The sequence below is a fragment of the Duganella sp. GW821-FHT07G03 genome (genome assembly GCF_059418605.1).
Genome location: NZ_JBWKQE010000001.1, coordinates 35,017 through 50,954, shown reverse-complemented (window position 1 = coordinate 50,954; position 15,938 = coordinate 35,017). Strand labels below are relative to the sequence as shown.

The 15,938-nt window shown below is 65.7% G+C and carries 12 protein-coding genes; 9 read left to right on the top strand and 3 right to left on the bottom strand.

Annotated features, from left to right (window positions below; genetic code table 11):
• Nucleotides 1–27: 27 nt before the first annotated feature.
• Nucleotides 28–432 (bottom strand): hypothetical protein, encoded by a 405-nt coding sequence (locus AC07OK_RS00195; protein WP_494688401.1) that lies wholly within the window; start codon nucleotides 430–432, stop codon nucleotides 28–30.
• Nucleotides 433–500: 68 nt separating this feature from the next.
• Nucleotides 501–1,142, bottom strand: coding sequence for a phosphohydrolase (locus tag AC07OK_RS00190; RefSeq protein ID WP_494688400.1), 642 nt, complete (start codon nucleotides 1,140–1,142; stop codon nucleotides 501–503).
• 121 nt (nucleotides 1,143–1,263) lie between these two features.
• Here AC07OK_RS00190 and AC07OK_RS00185 point away from each other — a divergent pair, with 121 nt between their 5' ends.
• A complete protein-coding gene (locus tag AC07OK_RS00185) occupies nucleotides 1,264–4,389 on the top strand; it encodes an NAD(P)-binding protein (protein ID WP_494688399.1) in 3,126 nt (1,041 codons plus the stop codon).
• Between the two features lie 3 nt (nucleotides 4,390–4,392).
• On the opposite strand, the gene AC07OK_RS00180 is transcribed toward AC07OK_RS00185, so the two are convergent.
• On the bottom strand, nucleotides 4,393–5,427 hold the full coding sequence (locus AC07OK_RS00180) for a GlxA family transcriptional regulator (protein ID WP_494688398.1): 1,035 nt from the start codon (nucleotides 5,425–5,427) through the stop codon (nucleotides 4,393–4,395).
• A 433-nt stretch (nucleotides 5,428–5,860) separates the two neighbouring features.
• Between AC07OK_RS00180 and AC07OK_RS00175 the strand changes: the two genes are divergently transcribed.
• Genes AC07OK_RS00175 through AC07OK_RS00140 form a run of 8 tightly spaced genes read left to right on the top strand, consistent with a single transcriptional unit; the run spans nucleotide 5,861 to nucleotide 15,935 of the window.
• The gene (locus tag AC07OK_RS00175) at nucleotides 5,861–7,126 is read left to right on the top strand and encodes a sarcosine oxidase subunit beta family protein (protein WP_494688397.1); all 1,266 of its coding nucleotides are present in this window, start codon (nucleotides 5,861–5,863) and stop codon (nucleotides 7,124–7,126) included.
• Between the two features lie 12 nt (nucleotides 7,127–7,138).
• Complete coding sequence (locus AC07OK_RS00170) at nucleotides 7,139–7,432, top strand: sarcosine oxidase subunit delta (protein WP_494688396.1); 294 nt, start codon at nucleotides 7,139–7,141, stop codon at nucleotides 7,430–7,432.
• Nucleotides 7,429–10,458 carry a sarcosine oxidase subunit alpha family protein gene (locus tag AC07OK_RS00165; RefSeq protein WP_494688395.1) on the top strand — a complete coding sequence of 1,010 codons (3,030 nt, stop codon included), beginning with the start codon at nucleotides 7,429–7,431 and terminating at the stop codon, nucleotides 10,456–10,458. Before AC07OK_RS00170 ends, AC07OK_RS00165 begins: the two co-directional genes overlap by 4 nt.
• Nucleotides 10,451–11,167 (top strand): sarcosine oxidase subunit gamma, encoded by a 717-nt coding sequence (locus AC07OK_RS00160; RefSeq protein ID WP_494688394.1) that lies wholly within the window; start codon nucleotides 10,451–10,453, stop codon nucleotides 11,165–11,167. The genes AC07OK_RS00165 and AC07OK_RS00160 overlap by 8 nt, the downstream gene beginning before the upstream one ends.
• Before the next feature lie 9 nt (nucleotides 11,168–11,176).
• A complete protein-coding gene (locus tag AC07OK_RS00155) occupies nucleotides 11,177–12,553 on the top strand; it encodes an L-serine ammonia-lyase (protein WP_494688393.1) in 1,377 nt (458 codons plus the stop codon).
• 26 nt (nucleotides 12,554–12,579) lie between these two features.
• Entirely contained in the window at nucleotides 12,580–13,851 is a 1,272-nt protein-coding gene (locus AC07OK_RS00150; protein WP_494688392.1) for a serine hydroxymethyltransferase, read from the top strand.
• Between the two features lie 21 nt (nucleotides 13,852–13,872).
• Complete coding sequence (locus tag AC07OK_RS00145) at nucleotides 13,873–14,844, top strand: dipeptidase (protein WP_494688391.1); 972 nt, start codon at nucleotides 13,873–13,875, stop codon at nucleotides 14,842–14,844.
• A gap of 35 nt (nucleotides 14,845–14,879) precedes the next feature.
• Entirely contained in the window at nucleotides 14,880–15,935 is a 1,056-nt protein-coding gene (locus AC07OK_RS00140; protein WP_494688390.1) for a haloacid dehalogenase-like hydrolase, read from the top strand.
• Nucleotides 15,936–15,938 lie beyond the last annotated feature (3 nt).

Sequence of the window (15,938 nt, the reverse complement as noted above, 5' to 3'; positions counted from 1 at the left end):
TTTCTTCAGGAAGTGCATCGGCGTGGGTCAGGCGGTGATCCCGGCCAGCACCTTGCGCACGGCGCCGTGTGCCATGACGATCTCGGTGCCGTCGTGCAGCAAGGCGTTGTATTTGGCGCGGAACTCGGCGTCGCCGTTTTCGGACGGGCCGATCAGCGACTCGATCGCCTTGCGGTAGGCGCCGGCTTCGGCAACGGTGACCGGTTCGGGCTCATCGAGCCGCTCATCCATCTGCGCCATCAAGCCCGACAGCTTTTGCAGCCAGGCGAAATGCGGATGATTCGTCACCAACTGCAAATGCTCCAGCGGACTACCGACCGCACCGAAATACTGTGTCTCCACATGGATCAGCTGCTTGTGCAAGTCGCGCAAGGCGCGCGCCAGCGTCGTCAGTTTGGCGTTGTTGGCCAGTTCGTTTTCGGGTGTCGTCATGAAATCTCCACGTCAAGTTACGCAGCAGTATAGCGTCGTTGCCGAGTGCGCGGCATCGTCCGTAAGTATCAGGCACTGAGGGCTTTCAGCCGATCCAGCTCCACCAGGAAGCGCTCGCTCGCGATGGCCGGCGGCCACGGCTCCCACGCGGTGCCGCCGTAGATGGCCTGCAGCGGGTCGTCGTTCAACGGCGGTACCGCGATCTTCAGCGTGTGCAGCACTTCCTTCGCGGACCATCCCACGACATGCACCGCTTCGCTGGCCGCCGCCAGCCGGTCAGCCATCTTGTGGGCGGCGTGTTCCTTCGGCGTCCAGTGCTGCAGGCCGTAGCGCAGGAACACCGCGCGTTCCAGCCGCACCGTCAGCGCCTTGAAGCCGTCGCCCAGAAAGGGCTTCAGCGGGGAGACGCAATCGAATCCCAGCAAGCCTTCCTCCGCGTCGTGCAGCAGTTCACGCAGCGCGGCCAGTGGCGGCAACGCCAGCCCGACCGCCGTACACGCGGCCGCGCGCAAATGCATCACCGTCAGCGAATGCTGCGCCACCGACAGCGGCAGCGGCCACGCCGAATGTCCGCCCCAGCGATAAGTGCGCGCCAGGCCCAGCGCCAGGTCGCTGTCTTCCCAGTCGAACGGCGTGGGGTCGAGTAGGTCCAGCCGGCGCTCCGACGGCATGCGGACCCAGGCGCGGGTTTCATGTTGATCGCGACCCATGCGGTCTTCCTTGTCTGTGGCTCAGGCTACATCCTACACCCGCGGCGGCGAATTATTTTTCGGCAATGAACAGTGATTTTGCAATACACTGGAACGCTGTTCAACCCTCGACGAATGAGCTATGACGACCAGACCTTCATATATCTACCAGGGCGGCTCGGTGATGATGCACTCGCCGCTGCAATTGAAAAATTCCGAGATGTACGGCTTCTTCGTCAAGGGCGACCTGGCCAAACTCCAGGCCACGCTGGACGACACGCTGAACCAGGTGGCCGGACAGCGCATGCGCTTCAACGCGATTTCGCCCTATGTGCTGCTGACGTTCACGCGCGTCAACCACGCCGATTCGGCGGCGCCGGTCGACCATGCCAAAGGCTGGATCACCGAGATCGACATCGTCACCTGGATCATGGTCGGCGCCATGGACGACCAGGGCAAGCTGGCCCATATCTACTACTACCCCGCGCACATCTTCGTCGACGACGCGATGGCGCTGATTAACGGCCGCGAACTGTTCGGCTATCCCAAATATCTGTGCGAGTACGAGATCCCGGCCGCCGGCACCGAGCCGCTGCGCTGCTCAGTCGCGGCCAAGGGCTTCCAGCCGTTTGCGCCGGAAACCAAAATCGCCATGCACCCGCTGCTGGAAGTGAACGCGACCCGCAAGACCGGCATCGAAAAGCCCATCACCAGCGTGCTCGATCTGATCGAGCAGGCGATCGAACTGTTCCTGTCCATCCCCGACTTCTTCAACCTGGACGTGGCGGGTTGGGACGACATCATCTCGCTGCTGCGCAATCCGCGCATCGACCAGATCTTCCTCAAGCAGTTCCCGGACAGCGCCGGCCTGAAAGCCGTGTACCAGGCCATCCTGGCGGCGCCGGCCACCATCGACAAGATCCACGGCGGCAAGCTGCTGGGCTACGAATACGAGTGCGTGCTGCACGCCTTCGACAGCTTCCCGCTGCACGAGACGCTGGGCCTGCAACTGGGCGCGCAGGCCGCCATCCTGCCGTACAACCTGAACTTCGACTTCACCGCGCAGCCGGGCGAGGAACTGATCGACAATTCCTCGATCGCGCCGCAGAAGATCGCCATCCTCGGCGGCGGCGTCGGCTCGATGACGGCGGCCTACTACCTGAGCGACCTGCCGGGCTGGCAGAACAACTACGACATCACCGTCTACCAGCAAGGCTGGCGCCTGGGCGGCAAGGGTGCCAGCGGGCGCAATGCGCAATACGGCCAGCGTATCGAAGAACATGGCCTGCACATCTGGTTCGGCTTTTACGCCAACGCCTTCAAGATGATCAAGGCCGCCTACGCCAGCCTCGATCGCCCGGCCGGCGCGCCGCTGGCGACCTGGCGCGACGCCTTTAAGCAGCAGGACTACGTGGCACTGTCGGAGCAGGTCGGCGACCAGTGGCACAATTGGTCGATCGTGTTCCCGACGCTGCCAGGCGAACCGGGCGAGGGCACCGAACAGATCACGCTATGGCAGCTGGCGGTGGCGATGATGGGCTGGATCGACAAATGGATCAAGAGCCTGGACCAGCTGACCCGCGAGCTGGAACTGCCGCCGCACGAGCACCACACCGGCATGCTGCCGGACTGGCTGTATCACCTGGCTGAAGGCGTGACGTCGTCGGCGCACGAACTGCTGGAGGACATGTCGCTGCTGGGTAGTGCCTTGTACGGCATGGTGGTCAACCTGTCGGCCGACGTCGCGCAGCACACGGAGGGCGAGCACCGGGCGTTGGCGGGCGCGCTGGAGGGCGTGCGCCAACGGCTGCACGCGCGCTACCGCGGCCTGATCGACCGCGCCGACGGCGACGCCAGCGACGACATCCGCCGCCTGTTCATCTGCCTGGACCTGGGCGTGACGGTGATGAAGGGCGTGTTCGAGGACGGAGTGATACGCAACGGCTTCGACGTGATCAACGACGTCGATTTCCGCCAGTGGCTGCGCAACCACGGCGGCGATGAAAAGCTCTGCGTGGACTCGGCGCCGGTGCGTGGTTTCTACGACCTGGTGTTTGCCTTCGAGGGCGGCGATTTCGGCAAGCCGAATATCGAAGCAGGCACGCTGCTGCGGGCGATGGCGCGTATCGGCCTGGCCTACAAGGGCGGCATCATGTTCAAGATGCAGGCGGGGATGGGCGACACGGTGTTCACGCCGCTGTACCAGGCCTTGCTGGCGCGCGGCGTCAAGTTCAAGTTCTTCCACAAGGTCGAGGAACTGGTGCCGGACGGCCGCCAGATCGGCAGCATCCGCATGACGCAGCAGGTGGCGCTGAAGGGCGCGGCCTACGATCCGCTGGTCAATGTAAAGGATCTGGCCTGCTGGCCCAGCACCCCGAACTACGGCCAGATCGATCCGGCCCAAGCCGCGCTGCTGCAGGCGCATGACGTCAACCTGGAATCCTACTGGAGCGACTGGCCCAAGTTGTACCACCAGCAGTTCGACAAGGAGCTGCCGGCGCTGACGCTCAAGCGCGGTATCGATTTCGACCAGGTGGTGTTCGGCATCTCGGTCGGTTCGCTCAAGGCTTTGTGCCCGCAGCTGCTGGCGCAAAGCCCGGCGCTGAACACCACCTATGAACAGGTGCAGACAGTGGCCACGCAGGCCTACCAGGTCTGGCTGGACAAGGACCTGAAGCAGATGGGCTGGGACTATCAGCCCGACGGCCAGCAACCGGTGCTGAGCGCATTCAGCGAGCCTTACGACACCTGGGCGCCGATGGACCAGCTGCTATGCCGCGAGGCGTGGCCGGCGCCGCTGGACCCGCGCAACGTGTCCTACTTCTGCTGCGCGCTACCGGTGGCGAGTTATCCGCCACAGAGCGACAGCGGCTTCCCGGCGCGCATGACGGCGCGGGCGAAGGAGGGCGCGGTCGAGCAGTTGAGCAAGAGGATCGCCTCGCTGTGGTCGGCGGCCGGACCGGCCGGCGCCTTCCCCTGGCAATGGCTGGTGGACGGCAGCGAGGCGACCGGCGTGGCGCGCTTCGACAGCCAGTACTGGCGCGCCAACGTCGATCCGTCCGAGCGCTACGTGATGTCGGTGGTGAACAGCACCAAGTACCGCCTGCAGACCGACCAATCCGGCTTCTCCAACCTGTACCTGACGGGCGACTGGATCAAGACCGGCTTGAACGCCGGCTGCGTGGAAGCGGCGGTGATGGCCGGCATGCAGACCGCGCGCGCGATGAGCGGCCACCCGGCCGTGATCGAGGGCGAGACCGACTTCTGACGTCTAGCACAGCGCCGGCGCCGATGCCGGCGCCGGCAGCGCCACCGCCACCGGCCGCACCTTGCCCGCCGATTCCCCCCGCACCTGGGACGGCGTCTTGCCGTGCGCATTGCGGAAGCAGCGCGAGAAATGCGAGTTCGACAGGAAGCCGCACTGCAGCGCGATGTCGATGATGGAGTTCTTGGTGGTGACCAGCAGATTGTAGGCGTTGTTGAGGCGCAGTTCGAAAGCGAAGGTCAGTGGGCTCATACCCAGCTCGCTCTGGAACAGCCGCTCCAGGTGGCGCACGCTGACGTTGACATGCTGGGCGATGAACTCGGCCGGCAGCGGATCGGACAGGTGGCGTTCGATCAGTAGCATGGCCTTGCGCACGCGGATATTGTCGGTCTCCTTGGTGAACAGCGGCTGCGGCTGCGGCGTCTTGGACGGCAGCGGCGCGTGTTCGATCATGATGCGCAGCGCCTTGGCGGCGCGCGCCTTGTCGCAGTGGCGCTCGACCAGGAAGGCGGCCAGGTGAACCACGCTGGTGCCGCCGGCGCAGGTCAGGCGGTCGACCTCGTCGATGAACAGCTCGTCCGAGCTGACCTCCAGTTCCGGGAACTCGTTGCGGAACTCCTCATGCACATACCAGCTCACGCAGCTGCGCCGGCCCTGCATCAGGCCAAGGCGCGCGAGCGCGAAGCTGCCGGTGCAGATGCCCACCAGCGCCACATGGGCGGCGGCCGCGCGCAGGTAGTCGTTCAGCGGCGCCGGCAGCTTGAGCGCGTGCAGCAGGCCGCCCACCACCACGATGTAGTCGAACTGGGTCGCCGCGCCCAGTTCCGTCGTCGGCGTGATCTCCACCCCGCAGCTTGATTTGATGGGACGCATGTCGTGGCTGAGCACAGCCCATTCGCAGTGGATCGGCCGGCTGCGGTCGCCGTCGTCGGCCGCCAGGCGCAGCGTGTCGATGAAGGCGGAAAACGCCAGCAGCGTGAAATTGGGTGCCAGGATAAAGCCGACCGAAAGCTTGCTCTTGCTGGCTGGTCGCGTGTTCAACACGTAAGTCTCCTTCGCTTGTGCGGATGGTGGCAGGATGCGGAACCCGCTCCCCGACGCCCGCCGCCGCGCATTGTTGGTGCGTTGATGGATCCGCACCTTTGTTCTCAGCAAGTCTTGTGCCCGCTGGTCTTTTTTTGTCTCTTGGCAGAAATCATACACGCCGCCCACTCGGTCAACAACCAGTTTTGTACACGGCGATGGCGGAATCAGGCTAGTGGCCAAGCTGCGCCCAGAGGGTGCGGACGCCCGTTGCTGGTGCGCGCGCGCTGTTGTTTTGCATGGACAAAGCGGCGCCGGGGCGTCACCGGTCGATGCGGCGCGCCGGGCAACATGTCGGAAACGGACAACTAGTGGTCTGATCCAATCAATTTGATATTGCGCGCCGTCCCAATAATTGAGTCCTACGATTCTTAATGCGGGAAAGCGGAAAATGGCACACAAGGCACAGAAGAATTACTCGTTTTGGAGTCTGCTGCAGCAGGGCTTCAAGCGCCAGGAAGGTTGGGACCAGGCCTGGCGCAGTCCCGAGCCCAAGCCGTCCTACGACGTGATCATCATCGGCGCCGGCGGCCATGGCCTGGCCACCGCCTACTACCTGGCCAAGGAGCACGGCGTCAAGAACATCGCGGTGCTGGAGAAGGGCTACCTGGGCGGCGGCAACACGGCGCGCAACACCACCATCGTGCGCTCCAACTACCTGTGGGACGAGGCGGCCAACCTGTACGAGCATTCGCTCAAGCTGTGGGAAGGGCTGTCGCAGGAGATCAACTTCAACGTCATGTTCAGCCAGCGCGGCGTGTTCAACCTGGGCCACACGCTGCAGGACATGCGCGACATCGAACGCCGCGTCAACGCCAATCTGCTCAACGACATCGACGCCCAGGTGCTGACCGCGGCCGAGGTCAAGGACCGCATCCCGATGATCAACGCCTCGTCCAGCGCGCGCTATCCCATCATGGGCGCCAGCTTCCAGCCGCGCGGCGGCGTGGCGCGCCACGACGCTGTGGCCTGGGGCTTCGCCCGCGCCGCCAGCAACCTGGGGGTGGACATCATCGAACAGTGCGAAGTGCAGGGCATGAACATCGAGGGCGGCGTGATCAAGAGCGTGATCACCTCGCGCGGCACCATCCGCGCCGACAAGGTGGGCTGCGTCGCGGCCGGCCACTCGACCACGCTGGCCAAGATGGCCGGCATCCGCATGCCGCTCGAATCGCATCCGCTGCAAGCGTTCGTGTCCGAGTCGCTCAAGCCGGTGCTCGATACGGTGGTGATGTCGAACGCGGTGCACGGCTACCTGTCGCAATCGGACAAGGGCGAACTGGTGATCGGCGCCGGCATCGACAGCTACCTGAGCTACGCCCAGCGCGGCAGCCCGCACGTGATCGAGCACACCGCCGCCGCCATTATCGAACTGTTCCCGATGTTCTCGCGGGTGCGCATGAACCGCCAGTGGGGCGGCATCGTCGACGTCGCGCCGGACGCCTGCCCGATCATCGGCAAGACGCCGGTCAAGGGCCTGTACTTCAACTGCGGCTGGGGCACCGGCGGCTTCAAGGCCACGCCAGGCTCAGGCAATGTGTTCGCCCACACCATCGCGCGCGACGAGCCGCATCCGCTCAACGCCGCCTTCGCGCTGGAGCGCTTCCACAGCGGCCACCTGATCGACGAGCACGGCGCCGCCGGCGTGGCGCACTAAAGGAGAAAGCTCATGTTTATGTTCCATTGCCCGTACTGCCAGGCGGTACGCGAAGAAGAAGAATTCAGCTACGCCGGCGAGGCCTACATCGTCCGTCCGCCGGCGCCCGACAGCAGCAGCGACGCCGACTGGGGCGACTACGTCTTCATGCGCAAGAACACCAAGGGCTGGCACTGGGAGCAATGGCTGCACAGCGCCGGCTGCCGCAAGGTGATCGCAGTCAAGCGCCACACATTTACCCACGAAGTGGCGGGCAGCTGGACGCTGTCTGAGGGCAAACGGATCTACACCGAGGAGCAAGCGTGAGTTCGCACCGCATTCCAAGCACCACCGCGCGCATCGACCGCAACCAGCCGATGGACTTCAGCTTCGACGGCAAGCGCTATCAGGGCTATGCCGGCGACACGCTGGCCTCGGCCCTGCTGGCCAACGGCGTGCGCATGATAGGGCGCAGCTTCAAGTACGGCCGCCCGCGCGGCATCGTCGGCCACGGCGCCGAGGAACCGAATGCGCTGATTCAGCTCGAGCGCGGCCCGCACACGGTGCCCAACGTGAAGGCCACCCAGGTCGAGCTGTATCCCGGCCTGGCGGCCAGTTCCACCACCGGTTGGCCCTCGCTCAATTTCGACGTCAAGAGCGTCATGGGACGCGCCGCGCGCTTCATGCCGGCGGGCTTCTACTACAAGACCTTCATGGCGCCGGCGAAAATGTGGCCGCTGTACGAGGACGTGATCCGCCGCGCGGCCGGCTACGGCCACGCGCCGGCCGATCCCGATCCGGAATACTACGACCACCTGCACCATCACCCGGACCTGCTGGTGGTCGGTGGCGGCGCCTGCGGCATCTGGGCGGCGCTGCTGGCCGCGCGCAGCGGGCTGCGCGTGCTGCTGGTGGACGAACAGGCCGAGATGGGCGGCTGGCTGCTGTCCGAGCCGGACGCGCTGATCGACAACTACCCGGTCCATACCTGGCTGCGCAGCTGCGTCGCGGAGCTGGACCAGCTGCCCAACGTCACGCGGCTGGCCCGCACCACCGCCTTCGCGATGCACGACATGAACCTGGTGCAGGCGGTGGAACTGATGCAGGACCACGTGGCGCCAGCGTCGCGCAATCCGGACCAGCCGCGCCAGCGCCTGCACAAGATCCGCGCCCGTCAGGTGGTGCTGGCCACCGGCGCCATCGAGCGTCCGCTGGTATTCGGTAACAACGATCTGCCGGGCGTGATGACCGCCGCCGCCGGCCAGACTTACCTGAACCGCTACGCCGTGCGCGCCGGCCAGAACGTGCTGGTCCTGACCAGCAACGACTGGGCCTACGGCGCGGCCGCCGACCTGGCGCTGGCCGGCGCCAAAGTCACGCTGGCCGATACCCGCGCCGGCGGCGCGCTGCCGGGCCGCGACCAGGCGGCCAGCGCGGCCGGGGTGGAACTGCTCAAGGGCTACGGCGTCGCCCAGGCCACCGGCGGCCGCAGCGTCAGCGGCGCCCGGCTGATGCGCCTCGATCCGGTGCATAACAAGGCCAGCGGCGCCGGCCCCGACATCGCGTGCGACCTGCTGCTGTCGTCCGGCGGCTTGTCGCCCAATGTGCACCTGTTCTGCCACAACGGCAGCCGTCCGCTGTGGGACGAGCAAAAGCTGGCCTTCGTGGCGCCCGCGCAGGGCCGCGCCGGGATCGCCTGCGTGGGCGCCGTGACCGGTGAATTCAGCCTGGCGGCCGCGCTGGCGCAAACCGTGCGCGTGATGGCCGGCCTGTGCCCCGCCGGCAGTGCCGGCGCCGCCGCGCTGGCGCCGCTGGTGACCGGGGTGCGCATGCCGACCGATGCCGCGCCGGCGCGCCGCATCTTCCGCGTCCCGGACGGCAAGCGCGAAGGCCACGGCGCCAAGGCCTTCGTCGATTTCCAGAACGACGTGGCAGCTTCCGACATCGAACTGGCGGTGCGCGAAAACTACCGTTCGATTGAACACGTCAAACGCTATACCGGGCTGGGTTTCGGCACAGACCAGGGCAAGCTGTCCAACGTCAACGGCTTCGCCATCGCCGCCGACGCGCTGGGCAAGCCGATCGCCGAAGTGGGCACCACCACCTATCGTCCGGCCTACACGCCGGTGGCGTTCGGCGCGCTGGCGGGCGCCATGGTGGGCGATACCTTCGATCCCAAGCGCTACTCGGCGATCCAGGATGCGCATGTGCGGCGCGGCGCCGAATTCGAAACCGTGGGCCAGTGGATGCGCCCCTGGTACTTCCCCAAGCCGGGCGAGGACCTGCACGCCGCCGTCAACCGCGAAGGCCTGGCCGCGCGCCGCGGCGTCGCGATGATGGACGCCTCCACGCTGGGCAAGATCGACATCCGCGGCGCCGACGCGCGCGAATTCCTCAACCGCGTCTACTCCAACGCCTGGAGCCAGCTGGCGCCCGGCAAGTGCCGCTACGGCCTGATGCTGGACGAAAACGGCATGGTGATGGACGACGGCGTCACCGCCTGCCTGGACGACCAGCACTTCATGATGACCACCACCACCGGCGGTGCCGCCAGGGTGCTGGGCTGGCTGGAACGCTGGCACCAGACCGAGTGGCCGGAGCTGAAGGTGTACATGACGTCGGTGACCGACCATTGGTCCACCAGCGCCGTGGTGGGGCCGAAGAGCCGCGCCGTGCTGGAAAAGCTGTGCAGCGATATCGACCTGTCGGCCGAAGCCTTCAAGTTCATGGACTGCCGCGAGGGCACGGTGGCCGGCGTGCCGGCGCGCGTGTTCCGCATCAGCTTCTCGGGCGAACTGGCGTTCGAGGTCAACGTCGACGCCAGCTATGGCCACTACATGTGGGAGTCGCTGATGGCGGCCGGCGAGGAGTTCGACATCACCCCATACGGCACCGAGACCATGCACGTGCTGCGCGCCGAGAAGGGCTTCATCATCGTCGGCCAGGATACCGACGGCTCGGTCTCGCCGATCGACCTGGGCATGGGCTGGGCGGTCAGCATGAAGAAAGCGTACTCCTTCCTGGGCAAGCGTTCGCTGGCGCGGGCAGATACCGCCCGCACCGACCGCAAGCAGCTGGTCGGCCTGATGACGGAAGATCCCTCCGTGGTGCTGGCCGAGGGCGCGCAGATCCTGGCCTCGGCGCAGCCGGCGGACAATCCGCGCAGCGTGGGCCGCGTCACGTCCAGCTATCACAGCGCCTTCCTGGGCCGCTCCATCGCCATGGCGCTGATCGAAGGCGGCCTGACCAGGGAGGGCGAGGTATTCCACGCCTGGGCCGGCGGCAAGAGCACCGCCGCCAAGATCGTTTCGCCCGTGTTCATCGATCCAGAAGGGAAACATCAAAATGTCTAAGCCCAACCTGCAGGCCGTTCCGGCCGACGTGATGCCAGCCTTCGACGCGACGCCGCAGGCGCGCGCCAAGGTCGCCTTCGCACCCTACGCGCAGTCGCCGCTGCACGCCTTCGGCCTGCCCGCCAAAGCCGCGCCCCAAAACGACAACTGCGGCGTGTGGATGAACGAAATGCCGCTGCTGGGCTACATCGTGGTGCGCGGCGACGCCGCCGATGCCGCCTTCATGGACGCGGTGCGCGCCACGCTGGATATCGCATTGCCGACACGGCCCGGCAGCTTCGTCCCGTTTCCGCAGGGCGTGGCGCTGTGGCAGGCGCCCGACGAATGGCTGCTGGTGTGCGCCCGTCCGGCGCGCGCCGCCTACCAGGCCGAATTGGAAGTGGCCCTGCGCCCGCTGCATGCGCAGGTGGCGGACAACTCGGGCGGCCTGACCACGGTTTACCTGAGCGGCAGCAAGCAGGTCGAACTGCTGCGCCATGTCGGCGTGTACGACTTCGAATCGCTGCAAGCGGGCCAGGTGGCCAGCACCGTGTGCGGCAAGGCGGGCATCACGGTCTACCGCCATGACGCGCACGGCATCTTCGTGATCTTCCGCCGCAGCTTCGCCGACTATCTGTGGCGCCTGTTCGAGAAGGCGGCGCGGCCGTATGGCCTGGGCATCACCCAGCTGGCGCACCGCGCGTCCCATCCCGTGCTGCGCCTGCTGTAAGGAACCGCCATGCCCTTCAGCGTCTTCGAAGTATTCCGCATCGGCATAGGCCCATCGAGCTCGCATACGGTGGGGCCGATGCTGGCGGTCAGCCGCTATCTGCAATCGCTGAGGCCGCAGTTGGCCCGGGTGGCGCGGGTGCGGGCCGACCTGTATGGATCGCTGGCGCTGACCGGCGTTGGCCACGGCACCGACGGTGCGGTGCTGCTTGGCCTGTTGGGCGAGCAGCCGCACCTGGTCGATCCGGCCAGCGCGCAGCAGCGCGTCGATGAGGTGCGGCTGGATGGCCGCCTGCTGCTGGCCGGCGAGCGCGATATCGCCTTCGACTGCGGCCGCGACCTGCTGTTCCACAAGAACGACAGCCTGCCGCAGCATCCCAACGGCATGCGCATGACGGCGTGGGACGCCGACGGCGCAGTGCTGCTGAGCCGCGCCTACTTCTCGATCGGCGGCGGCGCAGTCAAGGACGAGGATGAAATCGGTGGCGCCGTAGCCGGCGCGGCCGGCGCGCATGACGAACCATGCCCATTCGCCAGCGCGCGGGACCTGCTGGACTGGTGCGAGCGCCGCCAATGCAGCATCGCCGACGTGGTGCTGGAGAACGAACTGTCCTACCAGGACGCGGCAGCGACCCGCGCCCGCATCCTGGAAACCTGGCGGGTGATGCGCGATTGCGTCGAACGCGGGTTGCACACCGAGGGCACGCTGCCCGGCGGCCTGAATCTGAAGCGGCGCGCGGCGGCCATGTTCCGCCAGGCCGCCCACGGCGCCGACGGCAAGCTGCCGGGTGACTTCGCCATGATGGACCTGCTGAGCGCCTACGCCATGGCGGTCAACGAGGAGAACGCCGCCGGGGGCAGGGTGGTGACGGCGCCCACCAACGGCTCGGCCGGCGTGATCCCTGCGGTGCTGAGCTACTACACCCGCTCCAATCCGGACGCCAGCGAGGACGGCATCGTGCGCTTCCTGCTGACGGCGGCCGGCATCGGCATGCTCTACAAACGCAACGCCTCGATCTCGGCGGCCGAAATGGGTTGCCAGGGCGAGATCGGCGTGTCGGCGTCGATGGCCGCCGCCGGCCTGGTGGCGGTGCTGGGCGGCAGCAACGAACAAGTGGAAAACGCGGCGGAAATCGCGATGGAACACTTCCTGGGCATGACCTGCGATCCGCTCAACGGCCTGGTGCAAGTGCCCTGCATAGAGCGCAACAGCATGGGCGCGATCAAGGCGATCAACGCCGCGCGCATGGCCATGATGGGCGATGGTGGCCACATCGTCTCGCTCGACCAGGTGATCGAAACGATGCGCCAGACCGGCATCGACATGCAAAGCAAGTACAAGGAAACCTCGCTTGGCGGACTGGCGGTCAACGTCGTCTACTGCTAGGCCCACGTTCATCTATCGGAGACCCTATGTCGAACAAGTCATTCTTTACCAGCCCGCTGTCGGCGGCCGATCCCGCCGTCATGGCCGGCATCAACGGCGAGATGCTGCGCCAGCGCGACCAGATCGAAATGATCGCGTCCGAGAACATCGTCTCGAAGGCGGTGCTGGAAGCCCAGGGCTCGGTGCTGACCAACAAATACGCCGAGGGCTATCCCGGCAAGCGCTATTACGGCGGCTGCGACCAGGTCGACATCGTCGAGACGTTGGCGATCGACCGCGCCAAGCAGCTGTTCGGCGCCGCTTATGCGAACGTGCAGCCGCATTCCGGCGCCCAGGCCAACGGCGCGGTGATGCTGGCGCTGCTGCAGCCGGGCGACACGGTGCTGGGCATGGCCCTGTCGGCCGGCGGCCACCTGACCCACGGCGCCAAGCCGGCGCTGTCGGGAAAATGGTTCAAGGCGGTGCAGTACGGCGTACGCGCCACCGACTGCCGGGTCGACTACGACGAAGTGGAGCGGCTGGCGCAGGAGCATCGCCCGAAACTGATCATCGCCGGCTTCTCCGCCTATCCGCGTGAGCTGGACTGGGCCCGCTTCCGCGCCATTGCCGACGCGGTGGGCGCCTACCTGATGGTGGACATGGCCCACATCGCCGGCCTGGTGGCGGCCGGGGTGCACGCCAGCCCGGTGCCGCACGCCCACGTCACCACCTCGACCACGCACAAGACGCTGCGCGGCCCGCGCGGCGGCATCATCCTGACCAACGACGAGGACATCGCCAAGAAGATCAACTCGGCCGTGTTCCCGGGCCTGCAAGGCGGCCCGCTGATGCACGTCATCGCCGGCAAGGCGGTGGCCTTCGGCGAGGCGCTGCAGCCTTCCTTCACCGGCTATATCCAACAAGTGGTGGCCAACGCCAAGGCGCTGGGCGAGGTGCTGGCGGCCGGCGGCGTCGACCTGGTCACCGGCGGCACCGACAACCACCTGCTGCTGGTCGACCTGCGTCCCATGGGCTTGAAGGGCAACACCACCGAGCACGCGCTGGAACGGGCGGGCTTCACCTGCAACAAGAACGGCATCCCGTTCGACGACGAAAAGCCGACCGTCACTTCCGGCGTGCGGCTGGGCACCTCGGCCGGCACCACGCGCGGCTTCGGCGAGACCGAGTTCCGCCGCATCGGCACGCTGATCCTGGAAGTGCTGGGCGGCCTGCGCGCCAACCCGGAAGGCGACGCCGCCATCGAGCAGCGCGTGCGCGCCGAGGTGTCGGCGCTGTGCAAGGAATTCCCGATCTACTAATCGCAGTCACCTGGAGAGCACATGAGCACATTGCATCAAGATTCGGTGATCATCGACGGCCTGATTATCGCCAAGTGGGACCAGTCCATCCTCGAAGACATGCGGGTGGGCGGCCTGACGGCGGCCAGCTGCACGGTGTCGGTATGGGAGGGCTTCGCCGATACCGTGGCCAACATCGCCGACATGAAAAAGCTGGTGCGCGAGAACAGCGACCTTGCCACCATCGTGCGCACCAGCGCGGACATCGCCGCCGCCAAGCGCGACGGCAAGACCGGCATCATCCTCAGCTTCCAGAACGCCCACGCCTTCGAGGACAACCTGGGCTACATCGAAGCCTTTGCCGACATGGGCGTGCGGGTGGTCCAGCTGTGCTACAACACGCAGAACCTGGCCGGCACCGGCTGTTATGAGCGCGACGGCGGCCTGTCCGGTTTCGGCCGCGAGATCATCGCCGAGATGAACCGGGTCGGCATCATGGTCGATCTGTCGCACGTGGGCGCCGCCACTTCGGAAGAGGCGATCCTGGCCTCGACCAAGCCGGTGTGCTACTCGCACTGCCTGCCGTCCGGCCTGAAGGAACATCCACGCAACAAGAGCGACGAGCAGCTGCGCTTCATCGCCGACCGTGGCGGCTTTATCGGCGTGACCATGTTCCCGCCTTTCCTCAAGCGCGGCATCGAGGCCACCGTGACCGACTACGTCGAGGCGATCGACTACGTGATCAATCTGGTGGGCGAGGATTGCGTCGGCATCGGCACCGATTTCACGCAAGGCTACGACAAGGGCTTCTTCGACTGGATCACCCACGACAAGGGCCGCCACCGCAAGCTGACCAGCTTCGGCAAGATCGTCAACCCGGAAGGCATCCGCACCATTGGCGAGTTCCCCAACCTGACGGCGGCGATGGAAAAAGCCCGCTGGAGCGAATCGCGCATCCGCAAGGTGATGGGCGAGAACTGGGTCAAGGTGTTTAAGGAAGTCTGGGGCGCATAAGAAGAATTTAACGCAGCAAAAACCAGGGGAGACGGATGTTCATTATAAAAAAAATGCTGTCGGCGGCCGTACTGTGCGCCATCACGGTGGGCGCCACGGCGACCGATCTGAAACACTGGCCAGCCGAGGCCAGGAGCCAACTCGACGCCATGATCAAGGCCAACGCCAATACCGGCGCTTACGCGGTGTTCGATTGGGACCAGACCAGCGCGCGCTGGGACCTGGAGGAATCGCTGCTGCCGTTCATGGAAATGAAAGGCCTGCTGACGCGCGAAAAACTCGACCCGTCTCTCAAACTGATACCGTTCAAGGACATCGACGGCAACAAGGAAAGCTTGAACAGCTACTACCTGCGTCTGTGCGAAATCGATGACATGGTCTGCTATCCGTGGATCGCCCAGGTATTTTCCGGCTACACGCTGGCGGAGTTGAAGGTGACGGTCGACCAGTTGCTGGCCTATGACAAGCTGATTCCAACCACCTATTACGAAGGCGGCACGCTGAAGAAGGCCGAGATTCATCCGCAGCGCATCTATGCGGGACAGCAGGAGTTGTACAACCGCCTGATGGAAAACGGTATCGAAGTGTACGTGCTGTCGGCTGCGCATGAGGAACTGGTGCGCATGGTCGCCTCCGATCCGAAGTACGGCTACAACGTCAAGCCGCAGAACGTCATCGGCGTAACCACCATGCTCAAGGACCGCAACAGCGGCGCGCTGACCACGGCCCGCAAGCAGATCATCGAGGGAAAATACGACGCGAAGAAGAACCAGGGACTGGAATTGACTCCCTATTTATGGACGCCGAACACCTGGATGGCGGGGAAGTATGCCGCCATCCTGACCTATATCGATGAGTGGAAAAGGCCAATCCTGGTGGCCGGCGACACGCCGACCAGCGATGGCTACATGCTGTTCCATGCGACCGACGTGGAGAAGGGCGGTTTGCGCCTGTGGGTCAATCGCAAGGACAAGCACCTGGACACCATCAAAGCCATGATGAGCAAGCACGCGGCCAGCCAGAAGGCGCAGGGCCTGCCGGTGACCGCTGACCGCAATTGGGTCATCGTCAAGCCGGAAGCGATCGAATAGGAG